The organism is Streptomyces sp. NPDC127097, assembly GCF_042724075.1.
Taxonomy (GTDB): domain Bacteria; phylum Actinomycetota; class Actinomycetes; order Streptomycetales; family Streptomycetaceae; genus Streptomyces.
This window is the reverse complement of sequence record NZ_JBHXFI010000016.1, coordinates 64,798-80,904: the sequence shown is the minus strand read 5'-3', so window position 1 is coordinate 80,904 and position 16,107 is coordinate 64,798. Positions and strand designations below refer to the sequence as shown.

General features: G+C 71.8%; 14 protein-coding genes. 8 read left to right on the top strand and 6 right to left on the bottom strand.

What is annotated here, in order from left to right; genetic code table 11:
• Positions 1–6 precede the first annotated feature (6 nt).
• Genes ACFWJW_RS15160 through ACFWJW_RS15150 form a run of 3 tightly spaced genes read left to right on the top strand, consistent with a single transcriptional unit; the run spans position 7 to position 3,112 of the window.
• The gene (locus ACFWJW_RS15160) at positions 7–585 is read left to right on the top strand and encodes an ATP/GTP-binding protein (RefSeq protein WP_328549286.1); all 579 of its coding nucleotides are present in this window, start codon (positions 7–9) and stop codon (positions 583–585) included.
• Positions 582–1,961 (top strand): cytochrome P450, encoded by a 1,380-nt coding sequence (locus tag ACFWJW_RS15155; protein WP_387240146.1) that lies wholly within the window; start codon positions 582–584, stop codon positions 1,959–1,961. The genes ACFWJW_RS15160 and ACFWJW_RS15155 overlap by 4 nt, the downstream gene beginning before the upstream one ends.
• Positions 1,877–3,112: a cytochrome P450 gene (locus tag ACFWJW_RS15150; RefSeq protein WP_387240143.1), complete on the top strand. Its 1,236-nt coding sequence runs from the start codon at positions 1,877–1,879 to the stop codon at positions 3,110–3,112. Before ACFWJW_RS15155 ends, ACFWJW_RS15150 begins: the two co-directional genes overlap by 85 nt.
• A 125-nt stretch (positions 3,113–3,237) precedes the next feature.
• Here ACFWJW_RS15150 and ACFWJW_RS15145 read toward each other — a convergent pair whose 3' ends face one another.
• From ACFWJW_RS15145 to leuA, 3 genes are all read right to left on the bottom strand, one after another.
• The gene (locus ACFWJW_RS15145) at positions 3,238–3,945 is read right to left on the bottom strand and encodes a TerB family tellurite resistance protein (RefSeq protein ID WP_387240277.1); all 708 of its coding nucleotides are present in this window, start codon (positions 3,943–3,945) and stop codon (positions 3,238–3,240) included.
• Between the two features lie 356 nt (positions 3,946–4,301).
• Positions 4,302–5,381, bottom strand: a complete 1,080-nt coding sequence (locus tag ACFWJW_RS15140) for an SGNH/GDSL hydrolase family protein (protein WP_387240140.1) — start codon at positions 5,379–5,381, stop codon at positions 4,302–4,304.
• Positions 5,382–5,520: 139 nt separating this feature from the next.
• Positions 5,521–7,299, bottom strand: coding sequence for a 2-isopropylmalate synthase (gene leuA, locus ACFWJW_RS15135; protein ID WP_387240137.1), 1,779 nt, complete (start codon positions 7,297–7,299; stop codon positions 5,521–5,523).
• A gap of 326 nt (positions 7,300–7,625) precedes the next feature.
• Between leuA and ACFWJW_RS15130 the strand changes: the two genes are divergently transcribed.
• The 4 genes from ACFWJW_RS15130 (at position 7,626) to ACFWJW_RS15115 (ending at position 11,815) form a co-directional block, all read left to right on the top strand.
• Positions 7,626–8,714, top strand: coding sequence for a M4 family metallopeptidase (locus ACFWJW_RS15130; RefSeq protein WP_387240134.1), 1,089 nt, complete (start codon positions 7,626–7,628; stop codon positions 8,712–8,714).
• A gap of 110 nt (positions 8,715–8,824) precedes the next feature.
• Positions 8,825–9,091: a protealysin inhibitor emfourin gene (locus ACFWJW_RS15125; protein WP_018088185.1), complete on the top strand. Its 267-nt coding sequence runs from the start codon at positions 8,825–8,827 to the stop codon at positions 9,089–9,091.
• Between the two features lie 103 nt (positions 9,092–9,194).
• Positions 9,195–10,568, top strand: coding sequence for a GH1 family beta-glucosidase (locus ACFWJW_RS15120; protein ID WP_387240131.1), 1,374 nt, complete (start codon positions 9,195–9,197; stop codon positions 10,566–10,568).
• Positions 10,565–11,815, top strand: coding sequence for an MFS transporter (locus ACFWJW_RS15115; RefSeq protein WP_387240129.1), 1,251 nt, complete (start codon positions 10,565–10,567; stop codon positions 11,813–11,815). The genes ACFWJW_RS15120 and ACFWJW_RS15115 overlap by 4 nt, the downstream gene beginning before the upstream one ends.
• A gap of 45 nt (positions 11,816–11,860) precedes the next feature.
• Here the strand turns inward: ACFWJW_RS15115 and era are convergent, their stop codons facing one another.
• From era to ACFWJW_RS15100, 3 genes are all read right to left on the bottom strand, one after another.
• On the bottom strand, positions 11,861–12,808 hold the full coding sequence (era, locus tag ACFWJW_RS15110; RefSeq protein WP_370682736.1) for a GTPase Era: 948 nt from the start codon (positions 12,806–12,808) through the stop codon (positions 11,861–11,863).
• 127 nt (positions 12,809–12,935) lie between these two features.
• A complete protein-coding gene (locus ACFWJW_RS15105) occupies positions 12,936–13,301 on the bottom strand; it encodes a cytidine deaminase (RefSeq protein ID WP_387240127.1) in 366 nt (121 codons plus the stop codon).
• Between the two features lie 90 nt (positions 13,302–13,391).
• Positions 13,392–14,282, bottom strand: coding sequence for a helix-turn-helix transcriptional regulator (locus ACFWJW_RS15100; protein WP_387240124.1), 891 nt, complete (start codon positions 14,280–14,282; stop codon positions 13,392–13,394).
• A gap of 89 nt (positions 14,283–14,371) precedes the next feature.
• On the opposite strand from ACFWJW_RS15100, the gene ACFWJW_RS15095 reads away from it, so the two are divergent.
• Positions 14,372–15,865: an MFS transporter gene (locus ACFWJW_RS15095; RefSeq protein WP_387240121.1), complete on the top strand. Its 1,494-nt coding sequence runs from the start codon at positions 14,372–14,374 to the stop codon at positions 15,863–15,865.
• Positions 15,866–16,107: the final 242 nt, after the last annotated feature.

Here is a 16,107-nt window from a genome sequence, read left to right as displayed (position 1 = left end):
GGCAACATGTACCTCTCCGGCGAGAACCAGACACTGGTCAAACTGCTGATCGCGGGACCGTTCGGGGTCGGCAAGACCACCCTCATCCGTGCGCTGTCGGAAACCCCGCCGCTGCACACCGAAGAGGTCATGACCCAGACCGGTGCCGCCGTCGACGATCTCGCCGGAGTCCGGGAGAAGACCACCACCACCGTCGCCATCGACTTCGGGCGGCTGACCCTGCCCGGGGACCTGGCGCTGTACCTGTTCGGCACGCCCGGCCAGAAGCGCTTCCGTCCCCTGTGGCAGGACATCGCCCGCGGCGCACTGGGCGCCCTGGTCCTCGCGGACACCCGCCGGCTGGCGGACTCCTTCGAGGTGATGGACATCGTCGAGGAGGCCGGACTGCGCTACGCGGTCGCGGTCAACACCTTCCCCGACGCGCCCCAGTACGACGCCGAAAAGCTCCGCGAGGCGCTCGATCTGCACCCCGAGACGCCGCTGGTGCTGTGCGACGCCCGCGACCGGGAGCAGTCCGTCGACGCGCTGATCGCGCTCGTCGGGCACGTCCTGGCCCACACCCCCGAGGAGAACCCGAACCCGTGACTTCCCCGCACCAGCCGGGAGCCGCACCGCCACCGGGCTGCCCGGCGCACGCCGCCCCGTACCAGCAGGCACCGGCACAGCCCGACGCCCAGACGCCGGTGAAGCTCTACGGGCCGGACTTCGCCGCCGACCCGCACCGCATCTACGCGCAGCTGCGCCAGTACGGCGCGCTGGCGCCGGTCGAGATCGCGCCGGAGGTGACCGCGATGCTGGTCACCGACTACCGGGCGGCCCTCGACCTGCTGCACGACGACGCCACCTGGTCCAAGGACTCGCGTGAGTGGATGACCACCGTCCCGGCGGACTCGCCGGTGATGCCGATGCTGATGTGGCGTCCCAACGTCTTCTACGCCGACGGGCCGGCGCACGTCCGCTACCGGGACGTCATCGTCGACAGCTTCAAGCTCGTCGAGCCGCATGAGCTGCGGGCCCGCGTCCACCACGCCGCGGACAGCCTGATCCAGCGCTTCGGGGCGCGCGGCGAGGTCGATCTGATCGGCGACTACGCGCGGCTGATCCCGCTGCTGATGTTCAACAACCTCTTCGGGATGCCCGACTCCTACAGCGACCGGCTCATCGAGGCCATCGCGGGGATGCTGGACGGCACCTCCCCGGAGGAGGCCGCGGCCGCCAACGAGGCGTTCACCAACTACATCATGGAGCTGGTGGGCGCGAAGAAGGCCGAACGCGGGCTGGACCTGACGTCCTGGTTCATGGACCACCCCAATGGGCTGAGCGACGAGGAGCTGATCCACAACATCCTCCTCACGATGGGCGCGGGCAACGAACCGCTCGCCAACCTCATCGGCAACGCGCTGTCGCGGATGCTGTCCGACGACCGCTACTACAACACCCTGTCCGGTGGCGCGCTGACCGCGCACGACGCCATCAACGAGGTGCTGTGGAACGACCCGCCGCTGACGAACTACTCCGCCCACTTCCCGGTCCGGGACGTCTTCTTCCACGGGACCTGGGTGCGCAAGGGGCAGTTGGTGATGGTGTCGTACGCGGCCTCCAACAGCCAGTTCGACACCACGTCGCTGGGGACGCCCGGGTCGGGCGGCGGCTCGCACCTCGCCTGGGCGGCCGGGCCGCACGCCTGTCCCGTGAAGCGGCATGCGCTGCTGATCGCCACCACGGCGATCGAGCGGCTCACGGCCTGGCTCTCCGACATCGAACTCGCCGTGGACCCCGGCACGTTGCAGTGGCGCAACGGCGCGTTCCACCGGGCTCTCGTCGCGCTCCCGGCCCGCTTCACCCCCATCACCCCCGACCAGGCAGGAGCTACTCCATGGCACAACAGGGACAGCGGCCCTTCGTCATCGACCCGGTCGGAAGCGACATCCACGGGGAGGCAGCCCGCCTCCGCGCACTAGGCCCGGTGGCCCGGACCGAGCTGCCCGGCGGTATCGAGGCATGGACGGTCACCAGCCACTCCCTCCTCAAGCAGCTGCTGACCGACGACCGGGTCTCGAAGAACCCCCGGGACCACTGGCCGGAGTGGCAGCGCGAGGAGATCCGCAGCAGCTGGCTCCAGTACTGGATCGGCGTCACCAACATGTTCACCGCGTACGGCGCCGATCACCGGCGGCTGCGCAAGCTGATCGCCCCGGCGTTCACGGCCCGCCGTACCGACGCCATGCGCCCTCGGGTGGAGAGCATCACCACGGCGCTGCTGGACGGCCTCGCCGCGCACCCGGCGGGCGAGCCCCTGGACCTGCGGGCGCGGTTCAACCACCCGCTGCCCATGCAGGTCATCTGTGAGCTGTTCGGCTTCCCCGAGGGGGAGAAGCGCGGCGAACTCGCCCGCCTCGTCACGGCCATCATGGACACCACGGCCACCCCGGAGCAGGCCGGCGCCACCGGCGCGGCCGTCCATGCGCTGCTGTCCGAACTGGTCGCCGCCAAGCGCGAGCACCCGGCGGACGACCTCACCAGCCTGCTGGTCTCCGCGCGCGACGACGAGGGCCAGAAGATGACCGAGCAGGAGCTGCTGGACACCCTGCTGCTGGTCATCGGGGCCGGTCACGAGACCACCGTCGATCTCCTCGGCAACGCGGTGCACGCCCTGCTGACCCACCCCGAGCAGCTCAAGCTGGTGCTGTCGGGCCAGGTCTCCTGGAACGACGTCATCGAGGAGACCCTCCGCTGGGCCCCCAGCATCGCCGCGCTCCCGCTCCGCTTCGCCGTGGCGGACATCGAGATCCCGGACGGCCCGACGATCCGCAAGGGCGAGGCGATCCTCCCGGCGTACGCGGCGGCCGGCCGGGATGCCGCGTTCCACGGCGACACCGCCGCCGACTTCGACATCCGGCGCTCCCACCAGGAGCACCTGGCGTTCGGCCACGGCGTGCACCACTGCCTCGGCGCCCCGCTGGCCCGTATGGAGGCCCGGATCGCCCTCCCGGCTCTCTTCGCCCGCTTCCCGGACCTCCAACTGGCCACCCCGGCCGAGCAGTTGGAGCCCACCAGCGGCTTCATCTCGGGCGGTCTGCGCACCCTGCCGGTCCGCCTGACTCCGGCGTGAAGCCCGTCCTGAGCCGGGCCTGAGACGCGCCTGAAGCGGGCCTGAGACGGCCTTTGGGCGGCCCGCCCGCGCCGGCATCCGGCCCCGTCACCCCGCCCGGGTGGCGGGGTCTTCGGCTGCCGCCCTCAGGACGGCGTACGCGCCGCGGCCAGCAGCCGGTTGATCTCGGCGGGGCGCAGCATCAGGGCGCTGCCGACGGTGCTCAGCACCTCGCGTTCCGCGGGGGTGTAGGAGCCGTCGGCGAGGGCGATCCGGGCGCCTTGGAGGAGGAGCGATTCCCGGCCCGCCGGGGCGAGGTGCGGGGCGAGCGGCTCCAGCGCCTCGTGGAGCTCTATGGCCAGCGCGGTGCCGCACGGGTCCAGGCCCTGGTGGCCGCAGTGACCGCCGGTGACCGCGTCGTAGGTGCCGGTCAGCCGGCCGGTGTCGGCGGCGAGGGCGGCGAGCAGGGTCAGCAGCTCGTCCTCGGTGCAGTCCGCGAAGCCGGCCGTGCGGACCGTGTCGACGGCGGTGTCGCGGACCGCGCGGGAGGAGGTGCCGCCGGCCGCCAGCAGCGCGAGGGTGACGGTGTGGACGGCGTCCCGGAGCATCGCGGAGAAGCGGAGGGTGGTGGGGTGGTCCAGGGCGTCCGGGCCGAAGTGGCCGCGGCAGGCGGAGCACTCCAGGACCGGGCCGGCGGCGCCGCGGGAGAGCAGCGGGAGGCCGAGGAGGGTGAGCCGGCGACGGCCGGTCCGGCGGAGGTAGTTGCGGTCCCCGCCGCAGTCCGGACAGAAGAACTCGCCATCGGCGACGGTCCGCCAGGACGTGCGCACGCCCATCACACACATCTTGTGCATCACGTCAGCCCTCCGTAACTCACCCGTGCCCCTCCGGATACGGGTGGGGGTCCGCCCAGCGGTAGCTGGGGGAATACCCCCATGGCCCCCTCGTCGCATTGGACGTGATGTTAGCCACATACGTGATGCGGCGTCAGCACCTCGTACCGGACAACTGGCCGGATGACGAAGCACCCCGCCCTCCGGAAGGTAGGGGGCGGGGCCTATGGACACCGTGAAGAGCATGGCCATGAGGAGGCGGGCAACGGGCGGGGCGGCCGTGGGGGCCGCCGGCGGCGGGGCCCGGCTTGGCCAAATCGGTGGGGGTACGGCGGGGCCGCGCCGGGACCGGCGTCAGCCGTACGAGGTCATCGGCCTTACGGGATCATCAGCGCCCGGGTCACCTGGCGGGTCTGGTTGTCCAGGCCGCGGGCGTTGGGGTGGACGAAGGTGCAGGCCGCGCCGGTGCCGGGGAAGGACCGGCACAGCTCCGTCGGCGGGTCGGTCTGGTCGCCGTCGCCGGTGAGGTCGTCCTTGATGCCGTACATCCACTTCGCGTCGCCGCTCGCGCAGACCCCGTGCGCGGCACTCGGCCCGTAGGTGTCGACGTAACTCGCGCCGTGGTAGGCGGCGTGCTTCTCCAGCAGGGCGTTCAGGCGCAGTTCGAGGCTGTCGAGCCAGGGCATATCGCCCTTCTTGACGCTGCCGAGCTGGTTCCAGCGGCCGAAGGTGCAGCCGGAGTTGTCCGGAACGATGGCCGGATATCCCACGACGGCGACCCGTGCGTGCGGTGCGCGCCGGTGGATCACCGTCATCATGTGGGCGAAGTCGGTCTCCAGCCGGCTGAACCGCTCCTCCAGCCAGTCCTCGCCCGGACCGCCCTCGCTGTAGTGGTCGGTACAGGGCTTCGGCCGAAGGGGCTTGGTGATGCCCAGTTCGAGGCACTTGGTCACGATGGACCCGAAGCCGAGGGAGTTGCCGCCGATGCCGACGGTCACGTAATCGGTGTCCGGGGACAACGCCTCGATCTGCGGGGGCAGATCGGACCAGCCGCCCGGGGGCGGGATGGTCGGCGGCCCGTGAATCTTGGCGGCCGGCTGGGGGCCGAGGACCCCGTCGACCACCTCGGCGGCCCCGCAGGTCACATCCGTCAGCGCGAATCCGAGCTGACCGGCCACCTGGTGCGGGTAGTTGCGTCCGGAGCGGCCGCAGCCGTCGCGCTCCTCCCAGGGGCGGACGAAGACCCCGGCGCTGTAGGAGTCGCCGAGCGCCACATACCGCGGACGGTCCGCCGTCCGGGCCGGGGCCCCGGATGCCGCCGGGGCGAGCGCGGAGGCCAGCACGGCGAGCGAGGCGGCCGCCGCGACGGCCAGCCGGGAGAGTGCGGGCACGCCATATCTGCTCATCTGCACGTCCTTGGTGTCCGCGCCGCGGCCGGTCCGACGGGCGCCACTCACCAAACGTACTGAGCCACTTACGCACAGTGATATGCGTCAGGTCCAAACCCCACCTTCAGGTGGCGGGGTCGCACAACGGCGCCCCCGCGGCTCGGAAGGAGTCGCGGGGGCGCCGAAAGGGGGCGGCCGGCGCCGGGCGTCAGCGACCCGCGCGGTTCACGGCGGAGACCACGGCCTTCAGCGAGGCGCGCGTGGTGTTCGCGTCGATGCCGATGCCCCACAGGACCTTGTCACCGATCGCGCACTCGATGTACGAGGCGGCCAGCGCGGAGGCGCCCTCGCTCATGGTGTGCTCCTGGTAGTCCAGCAGCCGCGCGTCGACGTCGATGCCCTGGAGCGCGTGGAAGAACGCGGAGATCGGGCCGTTGCCGGTGCCGACCAGCACCGTCTCCGCGCCGTCCACCTCGGCCTCGACGGTGAGGGTGTCGACGCCGTCCTTGTCGGTGGTCGTCTGGCCGTTCTTGACCTGGATGCGGCCCCACGGGTTCTGGGGGTTGGGCAGGTACTCGTCCTGGAAGGCCGACCAGATGGCGGTGGGCGTGACCTCGCCGCCCTCGGCGTCGGTCTTCTCCTGGATGATCCGGGAGAACTCGATCTGCATCCGGCGCGGCAGTTCCAGCTTGTGGTCGTTCTTCAGGACGTAGGCGATACCGCCCTTGCCGGACTGCGAGTTGACGCGGATGACGGCCTCGTAGGAGCGGCCGACGTCCTTGGGGTCGATGGGCAGGTACGGCACCGCCCACTCGATGTCGTCCACGGTCTTGCCGGCGGCGGCCGCCTCGGCCTCCATGGCGTCGAAGCCCTTCTTGATGGCGTCCTGGTGGGAGCCGGAGAAGGCGGTGTAGACCAGATCGCCCGCGTAGGGGTGGCGCGGGTGGATCTCCATCTGGTTGCAGTACTCGCTGGTCCGACGGATCTCGTCGATCTGCGAGAAGTCGATCTGCGGGTCGACGCCCTGGGAGAACAGGTTCATGCCCAGCGTCACCAGGTCGACATTGCCGGTGCGCTCGCCCTGCCCGAACAGACAGCCCTCGATACGGTCGGCGCCCGCCATGATCGCCAGCTCGGCGGCGGCGACGGCGGTGCCCCGGTCGTTGTGCGGGTGCACGGACAGGCATACGTGCTCGCGCCGGGACAGGTGGCGCGACATCCACTCGAAGCGGTCGGCGTGGGTGGACGGCGTGGAGCGCTCGACGGTGGCGGGCAGATTCAGGATGATCTCGCGGCCCTCTTCGGGCTGCCAGACGTCGCAGACCGCCTCACAGACCTCCAGCGCGAAGTCCAGCTCGGTGTCGGTGAAGATCTCCGGGCTGTACTGGTAGCCGAAGATCGTCTCGTCGCCGAGGATCTTGTCGGCGTACTCCATGACCAGCCGGGTGCCGTCCACGGCGATCTGCTTGACCTGCTCCTTCGAGCCGCGGAAGACGACCCGGCGGAAGGTGGGCGCGGTGGCGTTGTAGAGGTGCACCGTGGCGCGGTGGGCGCCGCGCAGCGACTCGACGGTGCGCTCGATCAGCTCCTCTCGGGCCTGCGTCAGGACGGAGATCGTCACGTCCTCGGGGATCGCGCCCTCTTCGATGATCGAGCGGACGAAGGCGAAGTCCGTCTCCCCGGAGGACGGGAAGCCGACCTCGATCTCCTTGTAGCCCATGCGTACCAGCAGGTCGAACATCTCGCGCTTACGGGCCGGCGACATCGGGTCGATCAGCGCCTGGTTGCCGTCCCGCAGGTCGGTGGAGAGCCAGCGGGGCGCGACGGTGATGCGGTTGTCCGGCCAGGTGCGGTCGGGGATGTCGACCGCTTCGTAGCGGCCGTACTTGTGGACCGGCATTCCGGAGGGCCGCTGGTGCTGCGTCGCGTTGGTGACCGGGGTGGGCCGGCCGACGGCATGACCTGCGGGGCTCGACGGATTCGTCATGGTGCGTAGGGCTCCTCGTATGTCCGCTGGGGGTCCCCCTGCTCCAAAAGAGCCAGGGAGAGGCCGACGGGGCGATAGATCGCAACACCGAACTCCGCGGGGAGGGGGTCGGCCTACGACTACAGGCCCTCGCCGCGGCAGCTAAGGAGAAGCAGCCCGAAACGCATGATGCACAGCACCCTAGCCGAGGTACGCCGTGTCCGGCGGTCGCGTATCAGTATGCGGGACCGGACGGACGTTACGACCTAAATGCGACCAACCACACTTTTACGGGAATCTTGGACGCAGGCAGTGACAGCCGGATTACACAGTGCCACCGTTTGTGCATGGACCTCAACGACGCGCAGTCAGATCCCGCCACCTGCCACACGCCCGTCTTCTGCACGATCATCCCGCCGCACATCCTCGACAACCTGGCCCAGTCGGACGACCCCGAGCGGCACGAGCCCGCCCGCCGCACCCTGGAGCACGACCACGTACAGCGCACCGAGCGCCGCGCGATCGCCGCCCGCGGCGGCCTCACCCCCGGCGAGCCCGGCGCCGACGCCGACAAGCCCAACCGCACCATCTACGACGCCCGGCACCACGAGGACCTGCCCGGCAAGAAGGTCCGCAGCGAGTCCGACGGCCCCTCCAAGGACGCCTCCGTCAACCGCGCCCACGCCGGCCTGGGCGCCACCTTCGAGCTCTACCTCAAGGTCTACGGCCGCAAGTCGATCGACGGCGCGGGCCTGCCGCTCAACGCGACCGTCCACTACGGCCGGCGGTACGACAACGCCTTCTGGGACGGCGAGCGGATGGTCTTCGGCGACGGGGACAACGACCTGTTCAAGGACTTCACCATCCCCGTCGACGTGATCGGCCACGAGCTCACCCACGGGGTCACCCAGTACACCGCCAACCTCGACTACCAGGGCCAGTCCGGCGCCCTCAACGAGTCGGTCTCCGATGTCTTCGGCGTGCTGATCAAGCAGTACGCCCTCGGCCACACCGCCGACCAGGCCGACTGGCTGATCGGCGCCGAGCTGCTCGGCCCGAACGTCACCGGCACCGCCCTGCGCTCGATGAAGGCCCCGGGCACCGCCTACGACGACGACGTCCTCGGCAAGGACCCGCAGCCCGCCGCCATGAAGGACTACGTCCGCACCACCGACGACAACGGCGGCGTGCACATCAACTCCGGCATCCCCAACCACGCCTTCTACCTGGCCGCCACCGCCATCGGCGGCAAAGCCTGGGAGCGCGCCGGGCAGGTCTGGTACGACGTGCTGACCGGCGGCGAGCTCACCAAGACCGCCACCTTCGCCGACTTCGCCGCCCTCACGATCAAGGCCGCCCAGGCCCGCTTCGGCGCCGGCGCCGAGCACGAGGCGATGACCAAGGCGTGGACACAGGTCGGCGTCACCACGAAGTAGCGGCACCGCGCGCCCGGGGCGGGAGGATTTCGGCAGCGCCTTCCGCCCCGGGCACGATTACCGTGGCCTTACGGGGTAGGAGTCCGTCGAAGACGTCGGAGGAGTCCGTTATGCGCATTCATGTCCATCGCACCGGAGGCTTCGCGGGCGTCGACCGCCGCGCCGAGATCGACACCTCGGGCCGCCCCGACGCCGATGACTGGCAGGACCTGGCCAAAGAGGCCGTCGCCACCGCCCGCACCGAACCCCCCGTCGGGGTCCCGGACGGCTTCAGCTACCAGATCACCGTCGACGGCCGGACGGTCTACTGCTCCGACCCGCGCCTCACGAAGGAACAGCGGTCGCTGATCACGAAGGTGATGAAGGAAGGCGCGTAGCGCCGCCGCGGGGGGATTCCGCGGGGCCGCCCCGGCCGCCCCTCAACTCCCGTACCGCACCGCCCCCTTGACACCGTTACCGCCGGTTACAAAGATCCGGTTCATGACGACCGAGCCGGTGCCCGCCGCCCTGCCCCGCTTCCCCCGTGACTTCGTGTGGGGGGTGTCCACGTCCGCCGCGCAGATCGAAGGCGCGGTGGCGGAAGGCGGGCGGGGGCGGTCCGCATGGGATGTGTTCGCGGCGGAGGCGGGGCGGATCAAGGACGGGTCGCAGCCGCGGGTGGCGACCGATCACTACCACCGGTACCCCGAGGACGTGGCGCTGCTGAAGGAGCTCGGGGTCGGGGCGTACCGGTTCTCGGTGGCCTGGCCGCGGGTGGTGCCGGACGGGAGCGGGGCGGTCAGCGAGGCGGGGCTGGACTTCTACGACCGGCTGGTGGACGCGCTGCTGGCGGCGGGGGTCGCACCGGTGCCGACGCTGTTCCACTGGGACACTCCGCAGGCGCTGGAGGAGGGCGGCGGATGGCTCGTCCGGGAGACGGCGGAGAAGTTCGCGGCGTACGCCGACGTGGTGGCGGAGCGGCTCGGGGACCGGGTGGAGCGGTGGATCACGCTCAATGAACCGGCCGAACTGACCTTGCTGGGCTATGGGTTGGGACAGCATGCGCCGGGGCGCCAGTTGCTGTTCGAGGCGCTGCCGGCGGCACACCATCAGCTGCTGGGGCACGGCCTCGCCGTACAGGCGCTGCGGGCCCGCGGGGCGACGAGCATCGGGATCGCCAATTCGCACGGGCCGACCTGGACGGCGAGTGCGTCGGAGGCGGACACCGCGGCGGCCGATCTCTACGACCTGCTGCTCAACCGGCTGTTCGCGGAGCCGGTGCTGCTGGGGCGGTATCCCGATGAGGAGCTGGCGGCCCTGCTGCCGGGGCCGGTCGCCGAGGACCTGAAGGTCATCGCGCAGCCGCTGGACTGGTACGGGATCAACTACTACCAGCCGACGCTGGTGGGCGCCCCGGGGGCCGAGGGGGCGGCGACGGCCGAATTCGGCGGGATCCGGCTGCCGCCCGAACTGCCCTTCGCGCCCCAGGAGATCGAGGGGTATCCGCGGACCGACTTCGGCTGGCCGGTGGTGCCGGAGGCGCTCACCGAGCTGCTGGTGTCGTTCCAGGAGCGGTACGGCGACCGGCTGCCGCCCGTCGTGATCACCGAGAACGGGTGCTCCTACGAGGGCATCGAGGACGGCGAGCGGATCGCGTTCCTGGACGGGCATCTGCGGGCGCTGCACCAGGCCATGGCGGCCGGGGTGGACGTCCGGGGGTACTTCGTCTGGTCGCTGATGGACAACTTCGAATGGGCCGAGGGGTACGCCCGGCGCTTCGGGCTGGTGCACGTGGACTACCCGACGCTGGCGCGGACGCCCAAGGCGTCGTTCCGCTGGCTGCGTGACGCCCTCCGGGAGCAGGCCCGGGGATGAGCCGCCCCGCCGCTCCGGAGGCGCTCACGGAGCCGACGGAGCCGGCCGGACGCGGGTGGACCGCGGCCCTGTCGTTGGCCAACGGGGCGATCTGGGTCGGCTGGTACGGGCCGCTCCAGATCCTGCTCGCCCTCCAGGCCGCGGAACTCGCGCCGCCGGGCGTCGCGAAGGAGTCGGTGCTGGCGTGGGTGACGGGCGCCGGGGCCGTTGTCTCGATGGTGGCCAACCCGCTGTTCGGGGCGCTCTCGGACCGTACGGCCTCGCGGTTCGGGCGGCGCACCCCGTGGATCCTCGCCGGGGTGCTGGGCGGGGCCGGTGCGCTGGTGCTGCTGGCCGGGGCGGGCACGTTGCCGGCGATGGCGCTGGGGTGGTGTCTGGTGCAGCTCACCCTCAACGCGGCGTTCGCGGCGATCACGGCGGCGGTGCCCGACCGGGTGCCGCACGGCCGGCGCGGGGCGGTGGGCGGCTGGCTGGGGGCCGCGCAGATCCTCGGGGTGGTGGCCGGGACGGGGCTGGCGACGGTCGCGGGTGGCGTGGTCGCGGGCTATCTCGCCTGTGCCGGGTTCACGGTGCTGGGCGCCCTCCCGTATGTGCTGCTGCACCGGGACCCGGTGCTGCCGGCCGGGCGGCGTCCGGCGCTGCGCCCAGGGGCCCTGCTCGCCGGGTTCCGGATCAGTCCGCGCCGCCACCCCGATCTGGCGTGGGCCTGGCTGACCCGGTTCCTGATCAACCTCGGCAATACGCTGGCCCTGCTGTATCTGCTGTATTACCTGCGGGACGTGCTGCACCGTCCGGACCCGGACGGCGGGGTGCTGGTGCTCACCGCCGTCAACGCGGTGACCCTGCTCGGCACCGTCGTCGTCGGGGGCTTCTGGTCCGACCGGATCGGGCGCCGGCAGCCGTTCGTGCTGTGGGCGGGGGTGCTCATGACGGTGGCGACCGGGCTGCTGGCCGGGTGGCAGACCTGGCCGGGGGCGGTGTGTGCCGCGGCGCTGCTCGGGGTCGGCTTCGGCGTCTTCACCTCCGTCGACTTCGCGCTGATGACGCAGGTGCTGCCGGCCGCCGCGGACCGCGGCAAGGACCTGGGCGTCATCAATATCGCCAACGCGCTGCCGCAGGTGGCCGCCCCGGTGCTGGCCGCGCCGATCGTGCAGCACCTCGGCGGCTACCGGGTGCTGTACGGCGTCGCGGCGGCGATCGGGCTGCTGGGGGCGTTGCTGGTGCGGCGGATCCGGGGCGTGGCGTAGCGGGCGGTGCGCCGGGCCGTCGGCCGGGCGCCGGGCCGGAAAGGCTCAGAAGCCCAGCTTGCGCAGCTGCTTCGGGTCGCGCTGCCAGTCCTTGGCGACCTTGACGTGCAGATCCAGGAAGACCGGCGTGCCCAGCAGGGCCTCGATGTGCTTGCGGGACTTCATGCCGACCTCCTTCAGGCGCTTGCCCTTGGGGCCGATGATGATGCCCTTCTGGCTGGGGCGCTCGATGTAGACATTGGCGTGGATGTCGAGGAGCGGCTTGTCGGCCGGGCGGTCCTCGCGCGGCAGCATCTCCTCGACGACCACCGCGATGGAGTGCGGCAGCTCGTCGCGGACGCCCTCCAGCGCGGCCTCGCGGATCAGCTCGGCGACCATGACCTGCTCGGGCTCGTCGGTGAGGTCACCCTCGGGGTAGAGCGGCGGGCTCTCCGGGAGCATCGGGACCAGCAGGTCGGCGAGCAGGGACACCTGGGCGTCGCCGACCGCCGAGACCGGGATGATCTCCGCCCACTCGATGCCCAGCTCCTTGCCGAGCTGGTCGATGGCGATCAGCTGGGCGGCCAGTGCCTTGTTGTCGACCAGGTCGGTCTTGGTGACGATGGCGACCTTGGGGGTCTTCTTGATGTCGGCCAGCTCACCCGCGATGTAGCGGTCGCCGGGGCCGATCTTCTGGTCGGCGGGCAGACAGAAGCCGATCACGTCGACCTCGGACCAGGTGGTGCGCACGACATCGTTCAGCCGCTCGCCCAGCAGCGTGCGCGGCTTGTGCAGGCCGGGGGTGTCGACGAGGACCAGCTGGGCCTCGGGGCGGTGCACGATGCCGCGGACCGTGTGGCGGGTGGTCTGCGGGCGGTTGGAGGTGATGGCCACCTTCGTGCCGACGAGCGCGTTCGTCAGGGTCGACTTGCCGGCGTTGGGACGGCCGACGAAGCAGGCGAAGCCCGCACGGTGCGCGGCGGAGGACTCGGTACGAACGCTCATGGCGCCCATTCTCCCCGATCCCGGGCGCGCCTCCGACCATCCCGGCCCGGAGACGGCCGGCGGGGGGCGCGAACGGCGCGGGGCGGCCCTCCGCTGCCGGCGGGCCGCCCCGTGCGCCGTCGTACGGCCGGCCGGCTCAGGCCGGGGTCCCGCCCGCCGGGACGGTGCTGCGCAGCGTGCCGTCCGGGCCCGCGACGAGCACCGGCGTCCCGGGGCCGCCGAGGTCCCGTACGGCCGCGCGGTCCGCGTCGGTGGCGCGCTCGGCGTCGGTGACCACGGCCGCGGCCTCCAGGGACGTGGCCCCGCTGGCGACGGCCATCGCGACGGCGGTCCGTAGCGCGCTGAGCTGTAGCGAGTCCAGGGCAACGGTGCCGGCGACATAGGTGCGGCCGGTCTCGTCGCGGACGGCGGCGCCCTCGGGCACGCCGTTACGGGCCCGCGCCGAGCGCGCGAGCGTGATGATCTTGCGGTCTTCGGGGTCCAGCGGTGCGGCTTCGCTCATACGGGCGAGCATATGCGGGGCGGCCGGAGGACCGCGGCAAGGGGCGACGGGCCGGGCCCCCGAGGGCCGCCCCCGGGCCGCCCCGGGCCGTCAGCCCGCGACCGAGGACATCCCGCCGCGCCGGCCCTCCGGGGAGGAGAGCCACGCCAGCCTGGCCGCGGTGTCCGTCTCCGGGCGCGGATTGTGCAGCACGATGTTGAGGTCGGGGCGGACCGGAACCCGCAGCTGGGTGGTCTCGAAGAGCAGGGCACCGACGAGCGGGTGGTCCAGCTCCTTGTGGAGCGTCCCGCCGTCCTGCACATCGCCGCGTCCCCACAGCTCGGCGAACTCCGCGCTGAGCGCCGATGCCTCGCGGACCACCTCGTCGAAGCCCTCGTCGCCGGGCCGCGCCGACCACGCGGCCCGGTACTGCGCCACGAGCGAGGGGGCGTTCGCCTCCCAACTCGCCGCCCGCGCACGGTAGACGGGGTCGGTGAAGAAGGCGATCAGGCAGTTCGTCGAGACCCCGGGGCGGCCGTGGCCGAGTACCAGCCCCGCCGCCTCGTTGTGGGCGATGAGGTTCCAGTACGGGTCCATGATGTGCGCCGGGTAGGGCATCCAGGCGTCGATCAGCCGCTGGAGGCCCGCGCACACATCGGTGAGTCCCAGCTCCTCGGCGTCCTGCCGCAGCGGTGGGTTCAGCCCGGCCAGGACGTACAGATGCCGGCGCTCGGCGCCGCTGAGCCGCAGGACCCGGGCGACCGAGTCCAGCACCTGCGGCGAGACGGTGATGTCCCGGCCCTGCTCCAGCCACTGGTACCAGGACGCGCCGACCCCGGCGAGGACGGCGACCTCCTCGCGGCGCAGGCCCGGGGTGCGGCGGCGGCCGCCGTCGGGCAGGCCCGCCTCGGCCGGGGTGACCCGGGCGCGACGGCTCCTGAGGAAGTCGCGCAGATCCTGGCGGCGGCGCGCGGTGTCCGGGTTGGCTGCGTTCGTGGCCACGTTCTCCCCCTGTTCGCGTGGCTGGTGGTGCGGACACCACGATAAGTTCCCGCTCCCCACGCGGTCTTGCGGGGCCGCAGCCTCGTCGTATGCCGATAACCGACAGCACCACTGCTCTTGATACACCGACGGGCGCCGCCCCCGCGCCGGGCGCCGCCCCGGCTGCCGCGCCCGCCGGCGCGCGGATGACCCGGCGCGCCAAGCTCATCCTGCTGCTCCTGTGCGGCGCGCAGTTCATCATCGCGCTGGATTTCTCCATCCTGAATGTGGCGCTTCCGGTGCTCGGCCGGGATCTGGGGATGGGCCAGGCCGATCTCCAGTGGGCGGTCACCGCGTTCGCCCTGCCCTCGGGCGGCTTCCTGCTGCTGTCCGGCCGGATCGCCGATCTCTTCGGGCGGCGCCGGCTGTTCCTCATCGGGCTCGGGCTGTTCACCGCGGCCTCCGTGCTGGCCGCGCTGGCCTGGTCCCCGACGGTCTTCCTGGCCGCGCGGGCGCTCCAGGGCCTGGGCGCGGCGGTCATCGTGCCCACCGGGATGTCGCTGCTCACCACCACCTTCGCCGAGGGCCCGCAGCGCGAGCGCGCGCTGGGCATCAGCGGCACCGTGCTCTCGACGGGCTTCACCATCGGCATGGTGCTGGGCGGGGTGATGACCGATGCGCTGGGCTGGCGCTCCACCATGGGCCTGCTGTCCGTGGCCGGGGTGGCGGTCCTGGCGGCGGCACCACTGCTGCTGACCGAGTCCCGGCATCCCGAGCGGCCGCGGATCGACGTGCCCGGCGCGATCACCGTCACCGGTGGCCTGCTGTCGCTGATCTACGCCCTGTCGACCGCCGCCGAGCAGGGCTTCGGCCGCCCGGACGTGCTGGTGACGCTGCTCGCGGGGGTGGGGCTGCTGGCCGCGTTCGTGGTGGTGGAGTCGCGGGCCGCGCAGCCGCTCGTTTCACTTCCGATGCTGCGCCGCCGGACCGTCGCCTGGGGCAATCTGGCGGGCCTGACGACCTTCGCGATGATGAGCACCGTCATCTTCCTGCTGACGCTCTACCTCCAGGAAGTGCTGCGGCTGTCCCCCTTCCACACGGGGCTGGTGTTCGGGGTGCAGGGCGTGGTCTCGGCGCTCGCCGGCCTCGTCGCCCCGAAGGTCATCGGCCGGCTGGGCGCCCGCCGCACCCTGCTGACCGGGCTGCTGATCCAGGCCGGTTTCACGGCCGCGCTGCTGGGGCTGGGCACCGGCAGCGGCCTGTGGCTGGCCCTGACCGGGGTGGCCCTCGGCAGCCTCGGCCATCTGTGGGCGATCATCTCCTACGGCGTGACCGCCACCTCCGGGGTGCCGGACGCCGAACAGGGCCTGGCCACCGGGCTGGTCACCAGCTCGCAGCAGGTGGGCATCACGATCGGCATTCCGCTGCTGAGCGCGGTCGCCTCGGCGCATATCGCCGCGCTGCGGGCGGACGGCAGCGGCGCCGCCCAGGCCACTCTCGGCGGCATCAAGCTGGCGCTGGGCCTGGACGCGGCGCTGCTCGCAGTGGTCGCGCTGCTGGTGGCGGCCGGGCTGCGGACGGTGCGGACGACGCGCCGCGGCTGAGGAAGAAGGTGGTTGCCCCGGTCCCCCGCCCCGGGGCAACCTGCGCTACAGGATTTCTCTCACGCAATGCGGCCACGCGTCGGCGACCGCTTGAAGATCCTTCCACGGCGCCTGCCGCGGAATCCAGCTCCCCCGGATATGGCTTTCAGAACATTTCTGCTGCACTGGAGATAAGTAGCCGCCCGGCCCGCGACAGCAAGAAATATTCCCGGCATCACCAGAGATTACGCGGCGAATTCCGC